The 22236-nt window shown below is 64.7% G+C and carries 24 protein-coding genes; 13 read left to right on the top strand and 11 right to left on the bottom strand.

Annotation, left to right across the window (positions count from 1 at the left end; all coding sequences use genetic code 11):
- Positions 1–96: 96 nt before the first annotated feature.
- From ACZLIB_RS14510 to ACZLIB_RS14500, 3 genes are all read right to left on the bottom strand, one after another.
- Positions 97–513, bottom strand: coding sequence for a hypothetical protein (locus tag ACZLIB_RS14510; protein ID WP_049398289.1), 417 nt, complete (start codon positions 511–513; stop codon positions 97–99).
- 323 nt (positions 514–836) lie between these two features.
- On the bottom strand, positions 837–2186 hold the full coding sequence (locus ACZLIB_RS14505) for a sensor histidine kinase (RefSeq protein WP_032128607.1): 1350 nt from the start codon (positions 2184–2186) through the stop codon (positions 837–839).
- Entirely contained in the window at positions 2186–2860 is a 675-nt protein-coding gene (locus ACZLIB_RS14500) for a response regulator transcription factor (protein ID WP_032128606.1), read from the bottom strand. The genes ACZLIB_RS14505 and ACZLIB_RS14500 overlap by 1 nt, the downstream gene beginning before the upstream one ends.
- A gap of 209 nt (positions 2861–3069) precedes the next feature.
- On the opposite strand from ACZLIB_RS14500, the gene ACZLIB_RS14495 reads away from it, so the two are divergent.
- On the top strand, positions 3070–3351 hold the full coding sequence (locus ACZLIB_RS14495) for a hypothetical protein (protein WP_012511452.1): 282 nt from the start codon (positions 3070–3072) through the stop codon (positions 3349–3351).
- Between the two features lie 56 nt (positions 3352–3407).
- Here the strand turns inward: ACZLIB_RS14495 and ACZLIB_RS14490 are convergent, their stop codons facing one another.
- Together ACZLIB_RS14490 and ACZLIB_RS14485 are read right to left on the bottom strand one after the other, a co-directional pair.
- Entirely contained in the window at positions 3408–5549 is a 2142-nt protein-coding gene (locus tag ACZLIB_RS14490) for a TonB-dependent siderophore receptor (protein ID WP_478467987.1), read from the bottom strand.
- 73 nt (positions 5550–5622) lie between these two features.
- Positions 5623–6267: a TetR/AcrR family transcriptional regulator gene (locus ACZLIB_RS14485; protein WP_478467986.1), complete on the bottom strand. Its 645-nt coding sequence runs from the start codon at positions 6265–6267 to the stop codon at positions 5623–5625.
- Between the two features lie 82 nt (positions 6268–6349).
- On the opposite strand from ACZLIB_RS14485, the gene ACZLIB_RS14480 reads away from it, so the two are divergent.
- Positions 6350–7879: an FAD-dependent monooxygenase gene (locus ACZLIB_RS14480; protein ID WP_478467985.1), complete on the top strand. Its 1530-nt coding sequence runs from the start codon at positions 6350–6352 to the stop codon at positions 7877–7879.
- Positions 7880–7924: 45 nt separating this feature from the next.
- On the opposite strand, the gene ACZLIB_RS14475 is transcribed toward ACZLIB_RS14480, so the two are convergent.
- From ACZLIB_RS14475 to ACZLIB_RS14460, 4 genes are all read right to left on the bottom strand, one after another.
- On the bottom strand, positions 7925–8170 hold the full coding sequence (locus ACZLIB_RS14475; RefSeq protein WP_336683864.1) for a hypothetical protein: 246 nt from the start codon (positions 8168–8170) through the stop codon (positions 7925–7927).
- 125 nt (positions 8171–8295) lie between these two features.
- The gene (locus ACZLIB_RS14470; protein ID WP_032128601.1) at positions 8296–8565 is read right to left on the bottom strand and encodes a hypothetical protein; all 270 of its coding nucleotides are present in this window, start codon (positions 8563–8565) and stop codon (positions 8296–8298) included.
- Between the two features lie 103 nt (positions 8566–8668).
- On the bottom strand, positions 8669–9145 hold the full coding sequence (locus ACZLIB_RS14465; RefSeq protein WP_049398236.1) for a hypothetical protein: 477 nt from the start codon (positions 9143–9145) through the stop codon (positions 8669–8671).
- 93 nt (positions 9146–9238) lie between these two features.
- On the bottom strand, positions 9239–10477 hold the full coding sequence (locus tag ACZLIB_RS14460; protein WP_032128599.1) for an NADH:flavin oxidoreductase/NADH oxidase family protein: 1239 nt from the start codon (positions 10475–10477) through the stop codon (positions 9239–9241).
- A gap of 89 nt (positions 10478–10566) precedes the next feature.
- Between ACZLIB_RS14460 and ACZLIB_RS14455 the strand changes: the two genes are divergently transcribed.
- A complete protein-coding gene (locus tag ACZLIB_RS14455; RefSeq protein WP_478467983.1) occupies positions 10567–11046 on the top strand; it encodes a MerR family transcriptional regulator in 480 nt (159 codons plus the stop codon).
- Between the two features lie 16 nt (positions 11047–11062).
- On the opposite strand, the gene ACZLIB_RS14450 is transcribed toward ACZLIB_RS14455, so the two are convergent.
- Entirely contained in the window at positions 11063–12274 is a 1212-nt protein-coding gene (locus tag ACZLIB_RS14450) for an MFS transporter (protein ID WP_478467982.1), read from the bottom strand.
- 107 nt (positions 12275–12381) lie between these two features.
- On the bottom strand, positions 12382–13215 hold the full coding sequence (locus ACZLIB_RS14445) for a hypothetical protein (RefSeq protein ID WP_478467981.1): 834 nt from the start codon (positions 13213–13215) through the stop codon (positions 12382–12384).
- A gap of 122 nt (positions 13216–13337) precedes the next feature.
- Here ACZLIB_RS14445 and ACZLIB_RS14440 point away from each other — a divergent pair, with 122 nt between their 5' ends.
- The 10 genes from ACZLIB_RS14440 (at position 13338) to ACZLIB_RS14395 (ending at position 22186) form a co-directional block, all read left to right on the top strand.
- Positions 13338–13595 carry a hypothetical protein gene (locus tag ACZLIB_RS14440; protein WP_478068510.1) on the top strand — a complete coding sequence of 86 codons (258 nt, stop codon included), beginning with the start codon at positions 13338–13340 and terminating at the stop codon, positions 13593–13595.
- A 36-nt stretch (positions 13596–13631) separates the two neighbouring features.
- On the top strand, positions 13632–15311 hold the full coding sequence (locus ACZLIB_RS14435) for a type IV secretory system conjugative DNA transfer family protein (RefSeq protein WP_369352822.1): 1680 nt from the start codon (positions 13632–13634) through the stop codon (positions 15309–15311).
- A 427-nt stretch (positions 15312–15738) separates the two neighbouring features.
- Entirely contained in the window at positions 15739–16185 is a 447-nt protein-coding gene (locus ACZLIB_RS14430; protein WP_478469935.1) for a hypothetical protein, read from the top strand.
- An 89-nt stretch (positions 16186–16274) separates the two neighbouring features.
- Positions 16275–17330, top strand: a complete 1056-nt coding sequence (locus ACZLIB_RS14425) for a type IV secretion system protein (RefSeq protein ID WP_121503588.1) — start codon at positions 16275–16277, stop codon at positions 17328–17330.
- On the top strand, positions 17327–18106 hold the full coding sequence (locus ACZLIB_RS14420; RefSeq protein WP_014037652.1) for a TrbG/VirB9 family P-type conjugative transfer protein: 780 nt from the start codon (positions 17327–17329) through the stop codon (positions 18104–18106). The genes ACZLIB_RS14425 and ACZLIB_RS14420 overlap by 4 nt, the downstream gene beginning before the upstream one ends.
- Complete coding sequence (locus ACZLIB_RS14415) at positions 18103–19356, top strand: TrbI/VirB10 family protein (RefSeq protein WP_049463035.1); 1254 nt, start codon at positions 18103–18105, stop codon at positions 19354–19356. The genes ACZLIB_RS14420 and ACZLIB_RS14415 overlap by 4 nt, the downstream gene beginning before the upstream one ends.
- A gap of 14 nt (positions 19357–19370) precedes the next feature.
- On the top strand, positions 19371–20414 hold the full coding sequence (gene virB11 / locus ACZLIB_RS14410) for a P-type DNA transfer ATPase VirB11 (RefSeq protein WP_032976212.1): 1044 nt from the start codon (positions 19371–19373) through the stop codon (positions 20412–20414).
- 3 nt (positions 20415–20417) lie between these two features.
- On the top strand, positions 20418–21401 hold the full coding sequence (locus tag ACZLIB_RS14405; protein WP_049463037.1) for a lytic transglycosylase domain-containing protein: 984 nt from the start codon (positions 20418–20420) through the stop codon (positions 21399–21401).
- A gap of 73 nt (positions 21402–21474) precedes the next feature.
- Positions 21475–21885, top strand: a complete 411-nt coding sequence (locus ACZLIB_RS14400) for a TrbC/VirB2 family protein (protein ID WP_010484857.1) — start codon at positions 21475–21477, stop codon at positions 21883–21885.
- The gene (locus tag ACZLIB_RS14395) at positions 21878–22186 is read left to right on the top strand and encodes a VirB3 family type IV secretion system protein (RefSeq protein WP_080347493.1); all 309 of its coding nucleotides are present in this window, start codon (positions 21878–21880) and stop codon (positions 22184–22186) included. The genes ACZLIB_RS14400 and ACZLIB_RS14395 overlap by 8 nt, the downstream gene beginning before the upstream one ends.
- Positions 22187–22236: the final 50 nt, after the last annotated feature.

Below are 22236 nucleotides of genomic sequence, written 5' to 3'. Positions count from 1 at the left end.
CGCGGCAGAAGAGACACACGTCTGGGGTGGCAGACGGGATTGGCCGTCGAGTCTCGATGCGCTGGATTGCGTGAACCTTGCGGGGCTGTCGCTGTGTCAGCGTGCGGCAAGAAGGGCGAGCAATGCTACGGCGATGAACTGCAGGGCGCTACCGAGAACCAGCAGTGCATTGCGCAGCCGGTGACCTGACAATCGCGCAGCGAAGAGTTGACTCACCGCGCCGGCCAACAACCAGAAGAATGTTGGAACAGGCAGCTTCGTCATTCCTGCACCGATGGCGATCAGCAGCGCGCTGGCAATCATTATCCCAGCGGCATGATCATCCAGAGCGCGCAGCAGTGGTGACATCGGGCGCGAGGTTGCCGCGCGCCATGCCGCCAACCCATGCAGCGCGGCATGCACGGCAACGAACAGGAGCACGGCAGCGGCCGCCGCAGCGCTGGCGTGCCTATACGTTGAAGCCGCCAGTGCAATGCCGGGCAGCAGCAGGAACAGGGCGCCGAACAGCCGCATCAATACACCTGCGCGCTCGGTTTCGGGAACTGCCCGCAGCCAATGCGGCCAATGTTCCATGCCGAGCGCGCGGCCAGTACGCGGGTGGCGATTCCATGCGGCAGCGGTAAGGCCCGGCGAATTCCGCGGTGGTACAGTGCGCGTGGAAGAGGACGGTGGCGGAACTCCCTGGGTCACATGCAGGCTTCCTGTCAGATCGGAACGCGGTGGCACGGCAGGTGCCACACCCCGATGCTGTCCAGCGAACATTGCCGCAACCTTGCCTGTCCTCGCTACCGGCATCGCATGGACAGGTGCCAGTTACACAGGTGCACGCGGTGTGTTCAGTGCTCCAGCGGTGGCGCGCTGGTCACGCCCGGGTGCAGTGGAAACTCAACACGGATCAATGCACCACCGCCAGGCGCATCCAGAATCGTGACGTGGCCGCCGTGGCGGTCGATCACCTGGCGCACCAGGTTCAACCCCAGGCCTGCGCCTGTCTGCCGTGGCCGCAGCCGCTGGAAGGGTTCGAAAACCCGTTCGCGCTGGTCGACCGGTATGCCGGGGCCATCGTCCTCGACCTCCAGGCAGCTGCCCTGAACGCGCACGATGATCTGGCGTCCGCCATGTTCGGCAGCATTCAGCACCAGGTTGGAGATTACCCGCTCCACTGCGCCGGTCTCGCCGAACACCGGGAAGTGCGATTCCACCGCCACGGCTACGGTCTTGTCCGACTGGATCAACAGCGGCGCCAGATCGGCGGCCACCCGTTTGGCCACCCGCGCCAGGTTGATGGTTTCCTTCGGCCCGTCTTCGTCCATGCGGTGCAGATCCAGCAACTGCTCTGCCAGCGTCGCCAACCGTGCCACTTCCACGGCCAGGTTGCGCGAGGTGGCGTCGTCGGCCGCATCGACCTTCACCCTCAGAATCGCAATGGGGGTGCGCAGCTCATGCGCGGCGGCGGCGATGAAGCGGCGTTGCCGCTCGTGCCCCTCGTCCAGCCGCTCCAGTGCTTCATTCACCGCCGTCACCAACGGAGCGATCTCCACCGGCACCGCGGTTTCTGTCAGGCGGACACCGCGGCGACTGGCGGAGATGTTGCGGGCTTCCTGGGCGATGCGCTCCACCCCGGCCAGGGCTCGTCTCACGATGATCGGTGTCAGGACGATGGTGGCCAGGCCCAGCAGCAGGAAGATCGGCAGGGTGATGATGTGTGCCGCCAACGCCATCTGCCAGGTCAGCGTATCGGTTTCGCCATGGGCCATGATGGTCAGCTTGCCGGCCGGCCCGCTGTGCTGGCGGACCACGACGGCCAGGCCATCGCTGCGGTCGCGCCCGCGCAGGTCGCCAAAGGGGATGCCATCCAGTGCGCCAACCAGCGAGGCATAGGCCGGCGGCACAGGCCCGAACGTAACGTGGTGGCCGTGCTCATCCTCGGCGATGAACCATGCACCGGGAACAACCTTCAGCAGTTCGGCCAGTTCCGGCGTGTTCTGCACGTAGAGGTCGCCGTTGCGGTCGCGGTGCACCGCGTCGGCCGCCACCGGCGCGAAGGTCTGGATGGTGTAGTAGCCACCGCTGTCGGCACGTATCAGCACCATCAGCAGCGCGAAGAACGCCACCAGCAACGCCAGCAGCTGATAGATCAGCGTTTTGACGATCAACGGGCGCTTCAGCGAGGGACGACGCGCCATTACTTGGCTTCCCGCATCAGATAGCCGACGCCGCGGATGGCGTGGATCTCTACTCCTGCATCGGCATCGGCCAGCTTGCGGCGAAGGCGCGAGACGTGCGAGTCGAGCGTGTTGGAATGGATGCCGTCATCGAATCCATACACCGCCATCTCAATCGATTCGCGCAGCACGGTGCGTCCCAGCCGCCGGGCCAACGCGGTCAGCACACGGATCTCGCGGCGCGGCAGCTCAAGCCGTTGCCCGCCCACGCTGGCTTCACCCGATGCCGGGTCGAACACCAACCGGCCGATGCTGACCAGTTCCACCTGCATGCCGCTCGGCCGGCGCCCTGCAGCACGGATGCGGGCGAACAGTTCCTCAAGTGCGAAGGGCTTGGTCAGATAGTCGTCCGCGCCCTCATCCAGGCCGGCGATGCGGTCCGGCAGCTGGCCCAGCGCGCTCAATACGATGATCGGCACCCCGGGGTTGCGCTCACGCAGCAGGGAAATCAATCCCAGCCCGTCACCGTCGGGCAGGGTACGGTCCAGCAGCACCAGATCGTGCGATCCGCACAGGGCCGCTTCGCGGGCCAGTGCCAGCGTGTTGGCCAGGTCCACCACGTAGCGCTCGCGCTGCAGGGCGGATTTCAGGGTGGCGGCCAGTTCGGCTTCGTCTTCGATCAGCAGGATGTGCATCGGCAGGGCTTGGGCAGGAAGGGGTGTGGCAGGGCGGTTCGGCACGCGCCGGCACCGTATTACAGGAACATTGCGTGAACATGGCGTGCCTTCCCGATCTTCCGCACGGCTGTGGTGACGCAGGAAACACGCTGTCGGCGCAAGGTTCGCGCAATCCAGGCACTCCAGCCTTGGCGCCCACTCGCTGCCCCCCAATCCCTGGAGTACCCATGAAGTTGTTCGTTCCGTTGTTGCTCGTGGCCGCGTTGAGTGGCTGTACCACCGCGAAGATGACCGTTACCCCTGATGGCCGGCGCGGCGTCTCCATCGACTGCAGCGGCTCCAGTTCCTGGAGTGGCTGCTACGAAAAGGCCGGACAGATGTGCCCAGGCGGCTATGTAGTCTTCAGCAAGGATGGCGACGACGGCAACGCCATCGCGGTGGGCAACAAGAACGGCTTCACCTCCACCCAGATGGCCACCCGCTCGATGCTGGTGGCCTGCTCGCACTGACACCCACAGGGGAGGTGGGTTGCCACCTCCCCATCATCACCGCTCCCAGCCCTGCGTCAGAAGCTGTAAGCCGCCTGCATATACACCCGCCGTGGCTCGCCCGGGAAATGCCCGTTGCGTTCGATGAAGCCACTGGCCGCGTACACCTTGTCGAACAGGTTCTTGACGTTGGCCTGGAACTGCCACTGCTTCCATGTGGTCTTCCAGCTCATGTCGAACACGGTGTAAGCCTTGACCGTCTGCCCGTCCAGACTGACGCGCTCACCCACATGGTCAGCACCAAAGCCGATGGCCGAATTGATCGACGGCAGGTCGTAGCGCGTCCACAGACCCAGCTTGTTGCGCGGCGCATTGGCAAATCGGTCGCCGGAAGCGTTGGTGATGCCGTTCGGGCCTGCGTCCTTCACCCGCGCATCGTTGTAGGCGTAGGTCAGATTTAGCACCCAGCGCTCGGTGAGGTCGGCCAGCAGATCCAGCTCCATGCCGGTACTGCGCACCAGGCCCAGCGCGGCCAACTGGTTCACGCCACCGATCACTTCGCCGGTTGCCTGCACGATATTGCTGCGGTCGATCCGGTAGGCGGCCATGTTCAAGGTCACACGGTCGGCCAGCAGGGACTTTATGCCCACTTCCCACTGCTTGCTGCGTTCTGCATTGAACGGCCCGCCAGCGGCCGGGTTCTGGTTGGCAGCACTCTGCGGTACGAAGCCGCTGGCCACATTGGCGTAGACATTCAGGCCTTCGCGGACGGTGAACGTGCTGCCCAGCCGCCAGCTGAGGTCGTTGCCATCCACGCTGCTGCCGGCAATGCGGTCGTCGTCCTTGAAGCCATCCCAGCGCAACCCGGCCAGCACATGCCAGCGTGTGCCCAGTGCCAGCTCGTCCTGCAGGTAGCCGCCATAGCGCTTGCTGCGGGTGGACGTGCTGCGCCAGGGCAGGGCCGCCAGGTTGTAGTCGTGCCAGGTACTGTCGCCGTACACGGGATTGAACAGGTCGATGCCGCGCACCGGCCCCGCACCACGTGCAAGGTCGGCGCTGTTGGCGGTCTGTGCAGTGAAATCCGCATCCAGCTGATACACGTCCGCACCGAACAACACCTTGTGCTCGACGGTGCCGGTGGTCACCCGCCAGACTGCATTACCGTTGGCAGTGAATGCTTCGTTGTCGCGGATCTGGTTGCGCAGCTGGCGGGTCATCCACTCGGCCACGCCATCGCGGTCACGATCGATCAGGCCCATCGGCTCGTGGTACATCTGGTGCTCGTTGTTGCTGAACCAGCGAGCGGCAAAATCCACATCCAGATTGTCACGTGGTGCGAAGCGGTACTGCGCCAGCGCCACTTTGGCGCGCATGTCGAGGAAGTCGCTGGCCTCGTTGTGGTTCCAGCGGCGATCGGTCAGGAAGGTGCCCGCATCATTCACCGGCACGCCGCGCAGGCGGTTGCCGCCGAGGTTCTGGGTGATGTCGGTGAACTGCAGCACCAGCTCGCCGGTCTGGCCGATGTCGAAGGCCAGCGAGGCGTCGCCGATCACGCTTTCGCTGTCGGTGTTCCAGCGCACGCCCTTTTCACTGTCGGCATACAGCCCGGCGCGATAGCGCACGCTGCCGGAGGCATTCAACGGCCCGGTACCCTCGATCGATCCGGCACGGAAGTTCTTGTCGCCCAGCTGGATCTCGATGTTGCGTCCGGCACTGGCTTTCGGTTTGCGGGTTACATAGTTGATGACGCCGCCTGCATCACCACCGCCATACAGCGCACCTGCCGGTCCCTTCAGCACTTCCACGCGCTCGATGTTGAACAACTGCGGGACCGAGAAACCTGCATACGGGTCGCCGCGCAGGCCGTCATACAGCACGTTCTCCTGGCGGAAGCCGCGCAGGGTCACCCCGGCATAGCTGAAGTAGCTGATGCCGCTGATGCTGCGATAGAGGTCGGTCACCTGACGCGCGGCCTGATCGTCGATCAGTTCACGCGGGATGACCTGGATCGATTGTGGGACCAGCTCCAGCGGTGTATCCGTGCGGGTGCCGACCGCAGCATCGTCCACCCGGTACAGGGTCTGTGCACGTCCGCGAACTTCGACCTTGTCCAGGTCCTTTGGCGCGGCAGTGGAGGGCTCGACAGCATGGGCAAGGGTTGCCAGGGGCAGGGTCAGTGCCAGGCACAGGGCGCGTTGCAGGGGTATTGGAAAAGGCATCGGGAGAGGGCGTGTGTCTGCAAATGAGAAAGATTAGCATTTGCAACACTTCGTGACCTATCCCCCGAATGCGTTATGGACGCGCGCCGGGGTCCGTATACGGGGTGCCCGCCAAGGCTACCAGTACCCCGGTGGCGCCGCGCACGATCAGCTGCAGTATGGCCTCACGCGGGTCCTCGCCCTGCAGTTGGCTTGCCAATCCCTTCTCATAGGCCGCCACCATCGACGCCAGCAGCATGGCCGCGCCCAATCGCGCTTCGGCGTCATGTTCTGGCCGGCCGGCAGCGTCGGCCATCAATCGCGCCAGGTCGTCAGTCAACTGCGCCTGCAGCCGTCGCGCGTGCGCGACCAGTACCGGGCTCTCCGCCACGGTGCCCCAGAAGGCGGCAGCGCCGGCATTGATGCGCAGCAGCGGATGGCCAGCCTCCAGCAACTCGCGCACCAGCGACTGGAAGGCCGCCAGCGGGGTCATGCCGCTGCGCGCCATCATGCCCTCGCGCAGCAGCATGCGCGCCTCCTCATCGCGATCGAACACCAGGTCTTCCTTGCTGGCGAAGTAGTTGAAGACCGTCTTGCGTGAGACGCCCGCGGCTTCGGCGATTTCGGACATGGAGACGGCCTCGAAGCCACGCCGGATGATCAGCTCGGTGGCGACGTCCGAAATCGCTTGTCGGGTCTCGGCCTTGCGTTGTTCGCGACGACCTGGAGGCGGGGTCATGGGCGGTTCACTTGTGGAAACGTACACCGAGTGTAACATTTGACCCGCCAGAGCGCCGACCCGGTGCTCACAAGGATTTCCCATGCTGTACGACGTCGTCATTGCCGGTGCCGGCCCGGTCGGCCTGTTCCTGTCCAGTGAACTGGCCCAGGCCGGGTGTTCAGTGCTGGTGCTGGAACAGGCCAGGTCCGCCGGCTCGCCGTTGAAGCGCTTGCCATTCGGGCTGCGCGGCTTGAACGCCCCTACGCTGGAGGCATTGGATCGGCGCGGCCTGTTGGACGCGGTCGCCGCGACACAGGTGCTCAAGCCCGAGAAGGGGGCGCCGCCGCCCGGCACCGCCCATTGGCTCGCGCAGCCGCGGGCGCTGGGCGGCCACTTCGCCGGAATACCGTTTGTCTTGGACGACGTCGACCGCACGCGCTGGACCTGGCGCCTGCCGTCGCCGGTGGGCACCCAGATGGCGGTGGAGCTGCAGGCCCTGGAAACGGTGTTGGCCGAACGTGCGACCACGCTGGGCGTGCGCATCGAACGCGGGCGTGCGGTACAGGCGGTGCGCGCCGGTGCCACCGAAGTGGAGATCGAGACCGCTGACGGGGCGGTACGTGGTCGCTGGCTGGTAGGTTGCGATGGAGGCCGCAGCACAGTGCGCAAGCAATGCGGTTTCAGTTTCATCGGCACGGATCCCGAATTCACCGGTCATTCGCTGCAGGTCGATCTGGAAGATCCCGGCGTGCTGACCCCGGGCCGTCAGTACACCGCGCAGGGCATGTGCAATTTCAATCCCCCCGGTGTGCTCGCGCTTGCCGATTTCGATGGAGGTGCCGGGCATCGAAAACCTCTCGCGCTGGATGAAGCGCAATCGCTGCTGCGACGTGTGTCTGCCCGCGACGTGACCATCACCGCGCTGCATCTGCACAGCACCTGGACCGATGGTGCGCGCCAGGCCAGCGCCTATCGCAACGGCCGCGTGCTGCTGGCAGGCGACGCTGCACACGTGCATTCCCCGTTGGGAGGGCAGGGCCTGAATCTGGGCATCGGCGATGCGATGAACCTGGGCTGGAAACTGGCCAGCGTGATACGCGGTGACGCTGACGTGGCGCTGCTGGACAGCTATCACGCGGAACGGCATCCAATTGGCGCCAACGTACTGGACTGGTCGCGCGCGCAGGTTGCGCTGATGCGTCCTGGAGCCGGTTCGCGCGCGTTGGCGGCGGTCATGGCCGATCTGGCCGGCACCCGCGATGGCGCCACCTATCTGGCCGAACGGGTCTGGGGCGTGTCGCAACAGCTCGATCTGGGCGATGGCCATCCATTGGCCGGTCGCAGCGTGCCGGATTTCCTGCTGGCCAATGGCCGCCGCATGGGAGAGGTGCTGAGGACGGGGCAGGGGGTGTTGCTTGTGCTCGATGAGAGCGGCGCTTCGTACAACCCCGTCGCCCGTTGGCGACAGCCGTTCACCTGCATTGCCTCGGTGGTGGACGATGCGCTCGGCCTGGGGGCGGTACTGGTGAGGCCCGATGGAATTGTCGCGTGGGCCTGCGATGCGGGAGGTGATCAGGCAGGGTTGCGCCAAGCGTTGCAGCGCGGGTTCGGACTGCCGGAGGCTGACTGACGTACAGGGCGGAGGCGCAGCCGATGTGGGCTGCGCCGGGTGCGGTTACAGATCCTTCTTCTTGCCGCTCAGGTCGATCGGCCTGTCACTGCCCTTGCGCTCGCTCGACCACACTTCCATGCTCTTGTTGCAGCGGCTCTCGCGGGCAGCCACTTCGCGCGGCAGGTCCTTCAGATGCGGCGACTCCTGGCAGGCCTGATGCATGTTGCTGTCGTCATAGGTGGCACAGGCGCTGAGCGAGGCCAGGGCAACGGCGGTGAGGGAGGCGCGAAGCAGGGGCGGCAGGTGCATGGGGAGGTCTCGGGTGGTGCCGGGCTGGCCATGGAATTCAAATCTGTGACCCCAGGCGCGCGCAATCCGTCCAATCACACTTGTTATTCTGTAACAGATGCGCGATAGTCCGGCGCCTGCTGCTGTCAGGCGACGCAGATCATCAGCATCATGCTCAGCGCCAGCATCAGCACGAATACGCGCCGGCTGAGCGCAAGGCAGGCCAGGCAGGCGGCCAGTGCCCAGGCAGCCAGCAGCGCGCAGGCCAGCAGCCACAGCCCGATCACCATCAAAGAGCCACTCGCCAGCGCTGACAGTGCGATCGCCTTGAACAGCGTCACGCCCAGCACACTGCCGAGCACGCCAGCCTGCAGAGCGATGGCATCGTGACGGGCAGGGGCGGGCGGGTGGCGCATGTCGGCGGCGTTCGTTTGCTGCAAGGGAGGCGCAGCCACTGTGCCCGATCACATATCCACGCCATGTGTTTTTTGCGCACGCGATGCAGGGCCTACGCAGGCCTCAGTCGAACTCACCCTCGGCCGATTCCAGCCGTTGCCGGTAGGCAGCGCGGTGCTGATACAGGCGCTGGCATTCGGCCGACCTGTGGATGCGGCTGCCGGGTTCGTTGGCGACCGAGTCGCACATCCGCGCAATATGATTGTTCTCTGCCAGCTCGGTGACGAAGAACACGGCGGTGATGCCGGTGCCGAGCAGCACCACGTAGAGCAGGCGGCTGAGCCAGCGTGACAGCTTGCGCTCGAAGTGCTGCTGGATGGTCAGGTCGAAGCGGATGATGCTGAGCACGATCCAGATGATCGCGACCAGGAAGCAGAGCGTGGGCAACAGGCCGCGCCAGAGCCCGGCCTCGTAGACCGATTCGTTGTAGTGGACGGCAGCCCCGGCACCGGCGATGGCGATGGCAAGTGCCCAGTTGCGGCCCAGCGAGAGCAGGTCATCGAGCAGCTTTTCGCGGTTCCTGGTTGATCCTGCTGCCACGGTGGTTCCTTCTGCGTGCTGCGACCGGCGGCGGACTGCCGCCGGCCCTGCAGATGGTGGAGCATCGCTGCGGCGATGAGAAGACCGCGCGGCTCAATGTGCGATGGCGCGGGCGCTGATCCAGCGCCGGTAGCGGCGGGTCCGACACTTTGCGGCCGCCTGTGCCAGCAGCAGTGCCCACGCCGGTGAAACCGTGGGTGCGGTGGGGCGGCGCCGGCTCAACCGGCCCAGCTGATACTTCACTGCCGCCATGTGCGCGCTGGCCGCCAGCGGCTTGCTGCGCCAGTTGATGTTGCGCAGCGTCGGCACCGGGTCGCGGCCCTGCTGCCAGTGCTGTGGCAGATCCGGCTCGATCGCCAGTGCGGTGGCGATGCCGACCATGGCTACGCCGCTGGCCAGTACTTGTTCTGCCACCTCGCGGCGGCGGATGCCGCCGGTGACCATCAACGGCATCGTTGCCACCGTGGCGATCTCGCGTGCGAATTCGAGGAAGTACGCTTCGCGGGCCACGCTGCGATCGTCGCGTGCGGCGCCGGTCATGGCCGGTGCTTCATAGCTGCCGCCGGACAGTTCGACCAGATCCACGCCGAGGGGGGCCAGCATCTCCACCACGGCGCGCGCATCCTCGGGCGAGAAACCGCCGCGCTGGAAATCGGCGGAGTTGAGCTTCACCGCCACCACGAATGTGGGCGCCACCGCCGCGCGTACACCCTGCACGATCTCCAGCAGCAGGCGCGCACGGTTTTCCAGGCTGCCGCCCCACTGGTCCTCCCGCCGGTTCGACAGCGGTGACAGGAACTGGCTGAGCAGGTAGCCGTGCGCGGCATGGATCTCCACGCCACTGAAACCGGCGCGCTCGGCCAGTTCGGCACTGCGGATGAAGCGCGCGATCACCGAGTCGATGTCGTCCTCGGTCATCGCCTTCGGCGGTGCGAACTGCTTGGACAGCGCGCCCATCTGCAATGCAACGGCCGACGGCGCGAGCGCGGGTTGACCGAGTGCGGCCGGCATCTGCCGCCCCGGGTGATTGATCTGCATCCACATCTGCGCACCCCGCGAGCGGGCAGTGTCCGCCCAGGCAGTGAAGCGGTCGAGGTGGCGATCGTCTTCCAGTACCACTCCGCCGGGCCCAGTCATGGCGCGCCCATCGACCATCACGTTGCCGGTGATGATCAGTCCGGCGCCGCCGTCGGCCCAGCGCTGGTACAACTGCAGTAGCGCTTCGGACGGAGCGTGGTCAGCGTCGGCCATGTTTTCCTCCATCGCCGCCTTGGCGATGCGGTTGCGGATGACGGCACCGGAGGGCAGTGCCAGGGGCGAGAACAGCGACATCGGACAGCTCCAGGACAGGGGAATGGGGCTACGCTAACCTTCAAGTTTGATTGAAGGTCAACAGGCTTCCATGTCGAGGGTTCAGGCAGATGAAGATCGGTGAGCTGGCCCGCCGCACGGGCCTGGCAGCGTCGCGCATCCGCTTCTACGAAGAGGCCGGGTTGTTGGTGGTCCAGCGCCAGGCCAACGGCTACCGCGATTATCCGGAGCAGGCGGTGCTGCTGCTGGAACTGATCACCGGTGCGCAGCGCGCCGGTTTCAGCCTGGAAGAAATCCGCGCGCTGTTGCCGCCGGACATGGGCCAATGGCAGCACGAGGCACTGATCACGATGCTGCAGCAGAAGGTGGCCGACATCGAAGCGCTGCAGTTGCGGCTGGCAGAGAGCCGTGCGCACCTGCTGGCCCTGATCGAAGATATCCAGGCGCGGCCGGAGGGCATCGATTGCGCGGCCAATTCCCGGCGGGTGCTGGACCGCGTGCAGCGCGGTGAGCTGGCGCGGCCGACGCTGGCGGCCGGCGACGTGGCGATGCTGCGACCGGATCGCCGCCGCCGCATGGGCAACGGCTGACGACCCGGTGCGGTGTTCAGTGGCTGCCTGTGACGGTGATCTTGCGCTTCTTGTCCAGCATCACCGCCACGCACCACAGCAGCAGGCCGCCGATGGCGGTGGCCGCACCGACGTAGCCGGTGCTGGCCGGGCTGAAGCCGGCGCTGATCGCCATGCCACCCAGCCACGGGCCGAGCGCGTTGGCGGTATTGAAGGCGGCATGGTTGGAGGCGGCAGCCAGGGTCTGTGCTTCGCCGGCCACGTCCATCAGGCGCGTCTGCAGCACCGCAGCCAACGCACCCATGGTGCCGACGGTGATGATCATCGGGCCGATGGTCCACACCGATTGCGCGGCCAGCGGATACAGCAGCAGCATCACGATCGACCACAGCAGCACCACCGCAGCGGCCTTGAAGTGGAACTTGTCGACCAGCCAGCCACCGGCGATGTTGCCGATGATCGCGCCGATGCCGAACACGCCCACGGCCAGCGGCATCCACGATTCGGCCACGCCGGTGACCTGCACCAGGGTCGGCGCCAGGTAGGTGAACACGCAGAACATGCCGGCAAAACCGACCGCGCCGATCGCCAGTGCCAGCCACACCTGGGTGGTGTTGAAGGCACGCAGTTCGCGCATCGGCGAGGTGCGCACCTCGTCCGGATCGGGCAGCAGGAAGCGCGCGATCATTGCCACGGTGGCGATGGCCAGCACGCTGACCAGGGCAAAGGCGGTGCGCCAGCTCAACTGCTGGCCCAGCCAGGTGGTCAGCGGATTGCCGACCAGGATCGCGATCGACAGGCCCAGCAGTACGCGCGACATCGCCTGGCCGCGCTGGCCGGCCGGGCTGATCGCGGCGGCCACCAGCATCGCCACGCCGAAGTAGGCGCCATGCGGCAGGCCGGCAACGAAACGTGCGATCAGCATCGTGCCGTAGTTCGGGGCCAGGGCGCTGGCCAGGTTGCCGACGGCGTAGAAGCCCATCAGCGCCAGCAGCAGCTTGCGGCGCGGGAAACTGGCGCCGACGAAGGCCAGGATCGGCGCGCCGACGACCACGCCGATGGCGTAGGCGCTGATCAGGTGGCCGACCTGGGTTTCGCTGATCGACAGGCCACGGCTGATCTCCAGCATCAGGCCCATGCTGGCGAATTCACTGGTGCCGATGGCGAAGCCGCCCAGTGACAGGGCAAGGATGATCAGGGTGCGCTGACGGGGCGTCAGCCGCGCAGCCAGGGAAGAGTTGGGGCTCATGCGGGGGCGCGATGGGGGCGGGGAGCCGTGCATTGTACTGCTGCACCGCAACAGCAGCAGCCATGCTGGCGGTAAAACAGCGTTCGATCCGTGCCCAGCGGCCGGGCTCAGTCACCGGGCGGGTCGGCAGGCACGCCTTGCCAGCGCGGCAGCGGTCCACAGGTATCGATGAAGCGCTGCAGTATGCCTTCGGCGCTTTCCCCATAGGGCGGCGTCCAGTCCGGCGTCCCCGTGTCCATCCAGGTGTCGTAGGCCTCCAGTTCCATCTGCGCCTCCAGCTCCAGCAGGACAATGCGGCGGACGCGGGCCAGGCTGTGCAGCACCTTCTGGTCGTGCATGAACAGCAGAAGCGCAGCGGCCTGTTCAGTTTCCTCGCGGAAGCCGGCGTTGATGCGATCCAAGCCGCACACCACTGCGTCCAGTTGCTCACCGGCGTGCATCAGCGCTGCCAGGCGCTGGCGTGGTGCCGGCTCTTCGCGCTCGCTGGACGGGCTGTAGCGGGGCGGTTGCAGTGGTGTGCGGCGTGCGCCCAGGGCCGACAGTGCGTGCCGGTACTTGCCGCGCAGGCGTTCGGCGGTGGCGCTGTCCAGTGCGGCCAGCCGTTGCTCATCGGCATTGTCGGCAATGTCGGCCAGCTTCACTTTCAGCGCCAGCGGGTTGCCCGCGATGCCTGCGTAGTACAGGTCCGTATCGGCGCTGCGGTTGCGGCTCAGCAGGTGCACGGCGCGCTGTATGTGCGCGGGAAAGTCCTGCACCTGCGCGGCAGAGCCAGGGCAGTCCTCCACCACATCATGCAGCCAGGCCACCACTTCGGCATCGTCGTCCCCGCTGACCCGTGCCGCCACGCGGCCGACATGGCCGATGTAAGGCTGGCCGGCCTTGTCGAACTGCCCGGCGTGGGCCTGGGTGGCCAACGTGCGGGCGCGAGCAATCCATTCCATGACAATCTCCGGGGCGCAGGCGTGTATTGTCGGTGCTGACACCTGCGCGTTGCCACCCCACTGGGCGCGGCGAACGGGGCCGTCGCAGGAACGACATGTGAACGCCGTCGCGGAGTGAAGCCATGCAGGAATACACCCATCAACTTGAACTACGTGGGCGCTACCGATTGGTAGCGGTGACCCACGCGCCGGTGTACGCTCCCGGCGATGTGATCGGGCATGCGGTCATCGCCGATGACGGGGAACGCCTGTCCGATCTGATGTCGCTGGCCGAAGCGCGGCAGTACCTGGAAGGGTTGCTGCGGGAAGAGGGCATCGAGCCCGGGCTGGAAGATGAAAACCACCTGCGGAAGAAGGCGTCGCGCTGGCGCCGCCGCTAGGCCGTCGCGCCCTTGTGCGCATCATGGAGGATCCGGGTGTTGCCCAGTAAGAAGTATCTGCTCATCGCCACCATCACGCTGGCGACCCTGCTGCTTGGTTTCGTGTTTTCCGGTTACCTGACCCTGCTGTTGCTGGGGCTGGACACCAAGCTGTTCACCTGGAACACCTACTACCAGTACTTCAACGCGCTGGGCCAGCCACAGGTCGCGCCCTTCGTGGGCAAGATCAAGTGGGCCGGTTATCTCGGTTTCGGCCTGCCGCTGCTGGTGCTGCTGGTGACCGGCCTGGTGCTGCTGCTGAAGAAGGACAAGCGCTCGTTGCACGGCGACGCGCGCTTTGCCACCGGCGCCGACCTGTCCAAGCACGGCATGTTCAAGAAGACCGGCCAGAGCATCGTGGTTGGCAGCCATGGCGGCAAGCTGGTGCGGCTGGACGGCCAGCAGTTCGTGATCCTTGCAGCGCCCACCCGTTCAGGCAAGGGCGTGGGCGTCGTCATCCCGAACCTGCTGGAGTACGGCGAATCGCTGGTGGTGCTGGACATCAAGCAGGAGAACTTCGACCTGACCAGTGGCTGGCGTGCCAGTCAAGGGCAGGAGATCTACCTGTTCAATCCTTTCGCCGAAGATCGGCGCACGCACCGCTGGAACCCGCTCAGCTATGTTTCCGATGACCCGGCGTTCCGTGTCTCGGACCTGATGAGCATCGCCGCGATGTTGTATCCGGACGGGGCCGAGGACCAGAAATTCTGGGTCAGCCAGGCGCGCAATGCGTTCATGGCCTTCACCCTGTATCTGTTCGAGAACTGGGATGACGAGCGCAGCAGCGGATTCCCGGGCGGCTCGGGCACGCCGACGCTGGGCGCTGTCTACCGGTTGTCATCGGGCGACGGCACAGACCTGAAGAAGTACCTCAAGGCCTTGTCGGAGCGGTCATTCCTCAGTGGCAACGCACGTTCGGCATTCGCCAACATGCTGTCCCAGGCCGATGAGACCTTCGCCTCGATCCTGGGCACCTTCAAGGAGCCGCTCAATCCCTGGATCAATCCGGTGCTGGACAAGGCCACCAGCAGCAACGACTTCCTGCTGACCGATGTCCGCAAGAAGAAGATGACCATCTACATCGGCATCCAGCCGAACAAGCTGGCCGAGAGCCGGCTGATCATCAACCTGTTCTTCAGCCAGTTGATCAACCTCAACACCAAGGAACTGCCCAAGTCCAACCCGGACCTGAAATACCAGTGCCTGCTGTTGATGGACGAATTCACCTCGATCGGCAAGGTCGAGATCATCGCCTCGGCGGTGTCCTACATGGCCGGTTACAACATCCGCCTGCTGCCGATCATCCAGAGCATGTCCCAGCTTGATGCCACCTACGGCCGGGAAGTGTCACGCACGATCATCACCAACCACGCACTGCAGATCCTGTACGCGCCGCGCGAGCAGCAGGACGCCAACGACTACTCGGACATGCTGGGCTACACCACCGTCCGCAAGAAGAACGTCACCCATGCCCGTGAGAAGACCCACAACTTCACCGAAGAGCGGCGTGCACTGATGCTGCCGCAGGAGCTGAAGGCGATGGGGCCGGACAAGGAAGTATTCCTCTACGAGGGCATACCGCATCCGGTGAAGTGCGACAAGATCCGCTATTACAAGGATCGCTATTTCACATCGCGGCTGCTGCCGAAGGTCGACGTTCCGATGCTTAACGTCTAATTCACGTCGCTAAATTTGTGACGTAGATTCATATTCACCGACGTGAAACCGTGAGCTGAGTCAAAAATTCGGCATCTGTTCATAGATTTTCAGACTTGTCTGACATGGAATTGACGCGTGGTTGTGTAACTCTGTGTGCGTCATCCAGAAGCGTGTGCTGGATGGCAAAAGTTGTAGCGCAGGGTGGCCAGGAGTTTGTGCCATGGAAACAAGGATGGTTTCGACGTTGGTGAGGGTGTGCGGGTGTGTTGCCGGCAACGTCTGGCGGCCCCGCGACCTGGTTGGCAGCTTTCGGGCTGCAGGGGAGCCGGGGCAGGTGTGCTGCATGCCAGCGCGTCTCCCCGATTCCGGCGTGCGCCATGCAGCGCCGGACGGCCAGGGAACCAACGCTCGGGACTGCTTTTTCGTACGTCAAAGTGAAGCCCGTATGAATCAGGCGTTTATCGCGAAAATCTCCATCGCCGCAGTCGCGGCGCTGATGGTGGCAGGGTGTGCCACCAAGCCGGCCCCCGATTTCGGCGGCCGCTGGAAGCCGGTCAACCGCTTCGCCGCGGCCACAACCGAGATCCCGCTGTACTCCAGCTACGTCTACCAGGCCTCGCCGATGGATGGCACGCTCAAAGCCATGCTCGAGCGCTGGGCCAAGGATTCCGGACGAACACTGGACTACCGCCTCAGCTCGGACTTCACGCTGTATGGCGCGGTCTCGAAGATCGACACCACCAATGCGCAGCAGGCCGTGATCGATCTGACTTCGGCGTATTCGGCGCAAGGCATCTCCGTCTCCATTGTTGGCAACCAGATCGTTGTGCAGAGCGCTGGCTCGACGCCCACCGCGTCGGCGCAGGGCGCTGATTCCAGCAGCGGCACCTGAGTCCACCTCGAAACCATCGAACGTGCCGCTCCCCGCGCCTGTCGCAGGGGCTCCATGCCCATTGATGTTTCAGCAGTACGGAAGAATCCATGTTCCGCAAGAAGGATCCCGGCAACAGTCCCAAGGTCGAGCAGTCGGTCGCCAAGGCGGTCAGCTACGAGATCACCGTGGCCGACATGGCGCGTCGCAGCGAGCGCCGTGCGTGGTGGGTGGCCACAGGCTCATTGCTGATGTCGCTCGCGCTCGCGGGTGGCTACTACTACATGCTGCCGCTGAAGGAGAAGGTGCCGTTCCTGGTGATGGCCGATGCCTACACCGGCACCGCGACCGTTGCGCGCCTGAGTGGCACCTTCCAGGGCGAGACGATCACCACCAACGAAGCGATCAATCGCAGCAACGTCGCCCAGTACGTGCTCGCGCGCGAATCGTACGACTCGGCGGTGATGGGCCTGCGCGACTGGGAACTGGTGTTCGTGATGTCCACCGATCCGGTGGCGCAGTCCATGCGCGTGCGCTATGCCGGCAACAACCCGCAGAACCCGTTCGTGATGTATGGCCGCGAGCGTGCCATCCGGGTCAAGATCCTCAGCATCACGCCGCTGGGCGCCGAAGCGAACGGCAGCTTCCGCGGCGCTTCGGTGCGCATCCAGCGCAGCCTGCTGGACAAGCGCACTGGCGTTGCCACCTACCTGGACAACCAGCTGGTGACGATGCGCTTCGGCTACAACCAGAACCTCGCGCTGTCCGAGCAGGATCGCATCCTCAATCCGCTGGCCTTCCAGGTCACCGAGTATCGCGTCGACAACGACTATTCCCGTGGCGTCCCGGTGCCGGATGACGGCGCCATGCAGGCGCAGGCGCAGCAGGCTGCACAGGCCGCGCAGCAGGCCCAGGGTGTCTACGATCCCAACAACCCGGCCGCGGCCACGATGATCGATCCGGCCACCGGCCAGCCGGTCGCCGTCCCGGCCAATGGCCCGACGCCGGGCCAGCCGATGCCGGGCCAGCCCGTACAGGGGCAGCCCATGCCGGGTCAGCCGGTGCAGGGGCAAGCAATGCCGGGGCAGGCCATGCCCGGACAGCCGGCCATGAGGCCGGCGCAGAACAATTCCACCGGAACTGCTGATGGAGCAAGCAACCGATGAGTAGTCGAAATATCAGGGGAAGCGCGCTGGCGCTGCTGTCGATGTTGTCGCTGTTGTTTTCAGCAGCAGCGATGGCGCAGGCGGTGGACCACTACGAGTACGAGAAGGACCGCATCTATCCGGTTCGCACCGGCCTGGGCCTGACCACCCAGATCGAGTTGAGCCCGAACGAGAAGATCCTCGACTACAGCACCGGCTTCAGCAGCGGCTGGGAGCTGACCCGCCGCGAGAACGTGTTCTACCTCAAGCCGAAGAACGTCGACGTGGACACCAACATGATGGTGCGCACCGAGACCCACTCCTACATCTTCGAGCTGAAGGTGGTAGCCACTGACTGGCGCCAGCTGGAACAGGCCCGTCGTGCAGGCGTGCAGTACAAGATCGCCTTCGTCTATCCGAACGACACCGTGTTCGGCGTCGCCCAGGAAGCGGTCGAAGAAGAGGCCAAGCCATTGTTGAGCTCTGAACTGGCCAAGGACCGCCAGTACAACTTCAACTACTCCTATTCGACCAGCAAGGCGAAGAAGATGGGATGGCTGATCCCGGTCAACGCCTATGACGATGGTCGTTTCACCTATCTGAAACTGCCGAATTCGCCGGAGTACAAGACCGGCATCTTCCCGGCGGTTTTCGGTCGCGAAACGGAATACGGTGAAGACTTCGTGGTCAACACCACGGTTGAAGGCAATACGCTGATCGTGCACGGGACGCACCCGTACCTGGTCATCCGCCACGGCGACTTCGTCGTCGGCCTGCGAAGGAACGTGAAGAAATGAGCCAGCAGAACACTCCCGGAAACGACCCGAACAACGGACGCGACGAGAGCCAGAGCCCGTATGGCGCACAGGGTGCCCCGGACGCGCCGTCGAATCCCTACTTCGGCACGGCCCAGGCCGAGCCAGCGCCGGACCTTGATGCGGCCGCGCCGCAGCTGCGCTCGGCCGAAGAGCAGCGGTTGAATCGCAAGGCCCTGCTGTTCCTCGGCGGCATCGTGCTGCTGCTGATGGCAATGGGCTTCCTGCTGTTCCGCAAGGGCCAGGATAGTGATGACGCCGTGCAGAAGGTGCCGGATGTCGCACGTGCCAGCACGCCGACATTGCCGGACGTTGCGCCGCCTCCGCAGGCGCCGCCGACTGCCGCCGAACCGATTCCCATGCTTCCGCCGATGCCACAGGACGAAGGTCCGAAGCTGGTGCCCATCGCATCCCGGCCGGAAGCCATGGGACCCCGTGAGCCGACGCTGGTCGAGCGCCGGATGGCTGGCGTGGATGATGCCGCGCTTGCGGCAGGCAATCGCGCGCAACCGCAGCGCAGTGCGCTCGACGAACAGACCCGCCAGGCGCTGCTTGCGAACATGATGCCCAACCAGCAGGGGCAGCAGAAGATCCGCCGTGGGCCGGATGTGGAAGACGTTTCCAGTGCCACCTACATCCAGAGCCCCGATGCGCTGCTGGTGCGCGGCACCTACCTGCGGTGCGTGCTGGAAACCCGCATCATCACCGATCTGGCCGGCTACACGTCGTGCCTGCTGACCGAGCCGGTGTACTCGATCAACGGTCGCAACCTGCTGCTGCCCAAGGGCTCCAAGATCTATGGCGCCTACGGCGGTGGTCCGATCGGCAAGCGCGTGGAAGTGATCTGGGATCGCATCACCACCCCCAATGGCATCGATGTTGCGATGTCCAGCCCGGGCGTGGATCAGCTGGGCGGCGCCGGTCATCCGGGCCAGTACAGCGCGCACTGGGGCAGCCGTATCGCCTCGGCGCTGATGATCAGCCTGATTTCCGATGCCTTCAAGTACGCGGCTGCCGAACACGGTCCGGAGACGACCACCATCGCCAACAACGGCATGACGGTGCAGTCGCCCTATGAGAGTGCTACCGCACGCACGATGGAGCGCCTGGCCAACGAGGCACTCAGCAGCAACCGTCGTCCGCCGACAGTCACCATCAACCAGGGCACGATCGTGAACGTCTACGTCGCCAAGGACGTCGACTTCACCAACGTGCTCCACCCCCGCCGGTAACCCAACGAACGATCATGGACGCCGAAGTGTCACCCCTCGCCCTCGTCTCCAGCGATTTCCTGCGCTATCAGTACGAAGTGCTGGGCATCGCCGAGTACATGACTTCCCCGGAAGTGACGGAAATCTGCATCAACCGTCCCGGTGAGCTGTACCTGGAAACCCGGGCGGGGTGGCAGCGGGTAGACGTGCCGAGCCTGACCTTCGAGCGGGCCCGGCAGTTCTGCACGGCCGTCGTCAATGAGAGCAATACCGGCCAGCGCATCACCGATGCTGATCCGGTCGTCTCGCTGACCTTCCCGACCGGGCAGCGTGCGCAGTTCGTAATTCCGCCTGCCTGCGATGCCGGCAAGGTTTCGATCACTATCCGCCTGCCGTCCAAGCACACCAAGTCGCTCACCCAGTACCACGAGGATGGTTTCTTCAACCAGATTCTGGAACAGGATGGCAGTCTGAGCGAGCAGGATCGCGAGCTGCTGGAGCTGCGCCAGCAGCGCGAGTACGCCGAGTTCTTCCGGCGTGCGGTCATGTACCGCAAGAACATCGTCGTATCCGGTGCGACCGGTAGCGGCAAGACCACCTTCATGAAAGCGCTGGTCAATCATATCCCGGACAGCGAGCGCCTGGTCACGATCGAGGATGCGCGCGAGCTGTTTCTGACCCAACCCAATGTGGTGCACCTGCTGTACTCCAAGGGGGGGCAGAGCACCAGCAATGTCAGCGCAAAGAGCTGCATGGAAGCCTGTCTGCGCATGAAACCCGAGCGCATCATCCTCGCCGAGCTGCGCGGTGACGAGGCGTTCTACTTCATCCGCAACTGCGCATCGGGCCATCCGGGCTCGATCACCAGTTGCCATGCCGGCAGCCCGGAGCAGACCTGGGATCAGCTGGCGCTGATGGTCAAGGCCTCGACCGAAGGTTCGGGCCTGGAATTCAACGTGATCAAGCGACTGCTGATGATGACCATCGACATCGTCGTGCATATCAAGGCGCACGCAGGCTCGCGCTATATCACCGGTATTGATTTCAATCCTGGGCGTGCCCAGGGGCAGGAGGGCTGACCAATGCTGCCAGGACTGGAAATGATGGCGTGCCCGGAAATGGCCGTCTCGATGGACGTGATGCAGCACGTCATCAACGTGGAATCGTCGCGCAACCCTTACGCCATCGGCGTGGTCGGCGGTGCCTTGGTGCGCCAGCCCAAGGCCCTGGACGAGGCGCTGGCCACCGTTCGCATGCTGGAGGAGAAGGGCTACAACTTCTCCATTGGCCTGGCCCAGGTCAATCGCTACAACCTCGGCAAGTACGGTCTGGATTCCTACGAGAAGGCCTTCCAGCAGTGCCCGAACCTGCAGGCCGGTTCGCGCATCCTCGCCGAGTGCTACAAGCGCTCCGGTGGTGACTGGGGCAAGTCGTTCAGCTGCTACTACTCGGGCAATTTCGAGACCGGCTTCCGTCATGGTTATGTGCAGAAGGTCTATGACTCGATGCGCCGTGGGCAGCAGCTTGCCAGCAATGGTGTTGCACCGATCGACGTGGTGAGTCGCGGCGAACGCCGCAGCGTGAAGGTCGAGCATCACCCGCAGCTCGCTTCGCCGGCGCAGGCGCGCATCGTTGCGCAGGCGAGTGGCCCGGTGTACGTGCCGTCGGAAGATCCGGCACGTGCGTATGTCGTGTATCCGTCCACCGGTGCAATGGCGCGGGGCAGCCTGCTGAACATCGCCGACCAGGCGCTTTCCAAAGTGGTACTGGGCTCGGTGGATCGGATGATGCAGCCGCAGGCGCAGCCCACCCAAGGGGCCGCCTATCCGCAGCAACAGGCCGGTGGCCTGCCTCAGCAGCTGCCTCAGCAGGGTCCGGCGCAGACAATGGCCATGCCGCAGCAGTTGCCGGGCGCTGCCAGCGCCGGCAGCGAGGGGCCCGTGATGCTGCGGCCCTGGAGCGAGCGCAACCAGCCTGTGGCCGGTGGCGAAAATTCATTCAATGCACCGGTGCAGGCTGCGCCGTTGCAGCAGATTCCCGCAGGGGATGCGGCCTTCGTGTTCTGACGAAGTCGTGGTGCGGCCAGTCCCCCGGCTGGTCGATTCAGTTGTGTTAGTCCATCAACAAGGAAATCAATCCATGAAGCGATCCAATCTCGACCTCGTCCAGGCCCAGCGCACGCTGAAGACCCTGCTGATGGCCACGATCTTCGTTGGCGCACTGTTCGCCCCGCAGGTGTTCGCCACCAACACCGACTTCGGCGGCACCGACAAGAAGGTCTGCGGTTTCTTCTCCAACATCAACGGCCTGCTGAACATGGCCTCGATCGCCGTGGTGACCATTGCGGTGATCTTCGCCGGCTACCAGATCGCTTTTGCTCACAAGCGCATCAGCGACGTCGCGCCGATCCTGATCGGTGGCGTGCTGATCGGTGCCGCCGGCCAGATCGCGCGCATGCTGCTGGGTGAAGGCAGCGACGGCAAGTGCGGTGCTGGCACCAGCACGACCTACTACCTGATCAACAACGCGATTCAGTACTACAGTGCATAAGAACGTCCTGTTCCGCGGTTGCACGCGCCCAGCGATGTTCCTGGGCGTGCCTTATCTGCCATTTTTCATGGTGGCAGGCGGGCTGTTGCTGCTCAGTGTGTACACGAACTTCTGGTTCCTGCTCACCATCCCGGTGGCGATCTTCATCATGCGGCACATGGCCAAGCGTGACGAAATGATCTTCCGCCTGCTGGGCCTGCGACTGATGTTCAAGCTGAAGGTGCGCAACGTGCCGGAACACGATGGCATGTGGGTGTTCAACCCCAATCACTACCGCAACAAGCCGGCCCGAATGGATTGAGGTCCGGATCCGGCCTGGCGGGCGTCCGCGCTCGCCAGGTCTCTTGAAAC

This window comes from Stenotrophomonas sp. 220_Sma (assembly GCF_056487375.1).
Note: the sequence above shows the minus strand (reverse complement) of the source record. Positions and strands in the feature narration are given on the sequence as shown.

Excerpts from the sequence above, each read along its gene's own strand:
- virB11 (WP_032976212.1), top strand. The coding sequence starts at position 19,371 with ATGGACGCCGAAGTGTCACCCCTCGCCCTCGTCTCCAGCGATTTCCTG.
- ACZLIB_RS14470 (WP_032128601.1), bottom strand. The coding sequence starts at position 8,565 with ATGCGCCACCCGCCCGCCCCTGCCCGTCACGATGCCATCGCTCTGCAG.
- ACZLIB_RS14455 (WP_478467983.1), top strand. The coding sequence starts at position 10,567 with ATGAAGATCGGTGAGCTGGCCCGCCGCACGGGCCTGGCAGCGTCGCGC.
- ACZLIB_RS14495 (WP_012511452.1), top strand. The coding sequence starts at position 3,070 with ATGAAGTTGTTCGTTCCGTTGTTGCTCGTGGCCGCGTTGAGTGGCTGT.
- ACZLIB_RS14415 (WP_049463035.1), top strand. The coding sequence starts at position 18,103 with ATGAGCCAGCAGAACACTCCCGGAAACGACCCGAACAACGGACGCGAC.
- ACZLIB_RS14510 (WP_049398289.1), bottom strand. The coding sequence starts at position 513 with ATGCGGCTGTTCGGCGCCCTGTTCCTGCTGCTGCCCGGCATTGCACTG.
- ACZLIB_RS14425 (WP_121503588.1), top strand. The coding sequence starts at position 16,275 with ATGTTCCGCAAGAAGGATCCCGGCAACAGTCCCAAGGTCGAGCAGTCG.
- ACZLIB_RS14460 (WP_032128599.1), bottom strand. The coding sequence starts at position 10,477 with ATGTCGCTGTTCTCGCCCCTGGCACTGCCCTCCGGTGCCGTCATCCGC.
- ACZLIB_RS14485 (WP_478467986.1), bottom strand. The coding sequence starts at position 6,267 with ATGACCCCGCCTCCAGGTCGTCGCGAACAACGCAAGGCCGAGACCCGA.
- ACZLIB_RS14500 (WP_032128606.1), bottom strand. The coding sequence starts at position 2,860 with ATGCACATCCTGCTGATCGAAGACGAAGCCGAACTGGCCGCCACCCTG.
- ACZLIB_RS14420 (WP_014037652.1), top strand. The coding sequence starts at position 17,327 with ATGAGTAGTCGAAATATCAGGGGAAGCGCGCTGGCGCTGCTGTCGATG.
- ACZLIB_RS14430 (WP_478469935.1), top strand. The coding sequence starts at position 15,739 with ATGAATCAGGCGTTTATCGCGAAAATCTCCATCGCCGCAGTCGCGGCG.
- ACZLIB_RS14450 (WP_478467982.1), bottom strand. The coding sequence starts at position 12,274 with ATGAGCCCCAACTCTTCCCTGGCTGCGCGGCTGACGCCCCGTCAGCGC.
- ACZLIB_RS14480 (WP_478467985.1), top strand. The coding sequence starts at position 6,350 with ATGCTGTACGACGTCGTCATTGCCGGTGCCGGCCCGGTCGGCCTGTTC.
- ACZLIB_RS14445 (WP_478467981.1), bottom strand. The coding sequence starts at position 13,215 with ATGGAATGGATTGCTCGCGCCCGCACGTTGGCCACCCAGGCCCACGCC.
- ACZLIB_RS14475 (WP_336683864.1), bottom strand. The coding sequence starts at position 8,170 with ATGCACCTGCCGCCCCTGCTTCGCGCCTCCCTCACCGCCGTTGCCCTG.
- ACZLIB_RS14505 (WP_032128607.1), bottom strand. The coding sequence starts at position 2,186 with ATGGCGCGTCGTCCCTCGCTGAAGCGCCCGTTGATCGTCAAAACGCTG.
- ACZLIB_RS14405 (WP_049463037.1), top strand. The coding sequence starts at position 20,418 with ATGCTGCCAGGACTGGAAATGATGGCGTGCCCGGAAATGGCCGTCTCG.
- ACZLIB_RS14440 (WP_478068510.1), top strand. The coding sequence starts at position 13,338 with ATGCAGGAATACACCCATCAACTTGAACTACGTGGGCGCTACCGATTG.
- ACZLIB_RS14490 (WP_478467987.1), bottom strand. The coding sequence starts at position 5,549 with ATGCCTTTTCCAATACCCCTGCAACGCGCCCTGTGCCTGGCACTGACC.
- ACZLIB_RS14400 (WP_010484857.1), top strand. The coding sequence starts at position 21,475 with ATGAAGCGATCCAATCTCGACCTCGTCCAGGCCCAGCGCACGCTGAAG.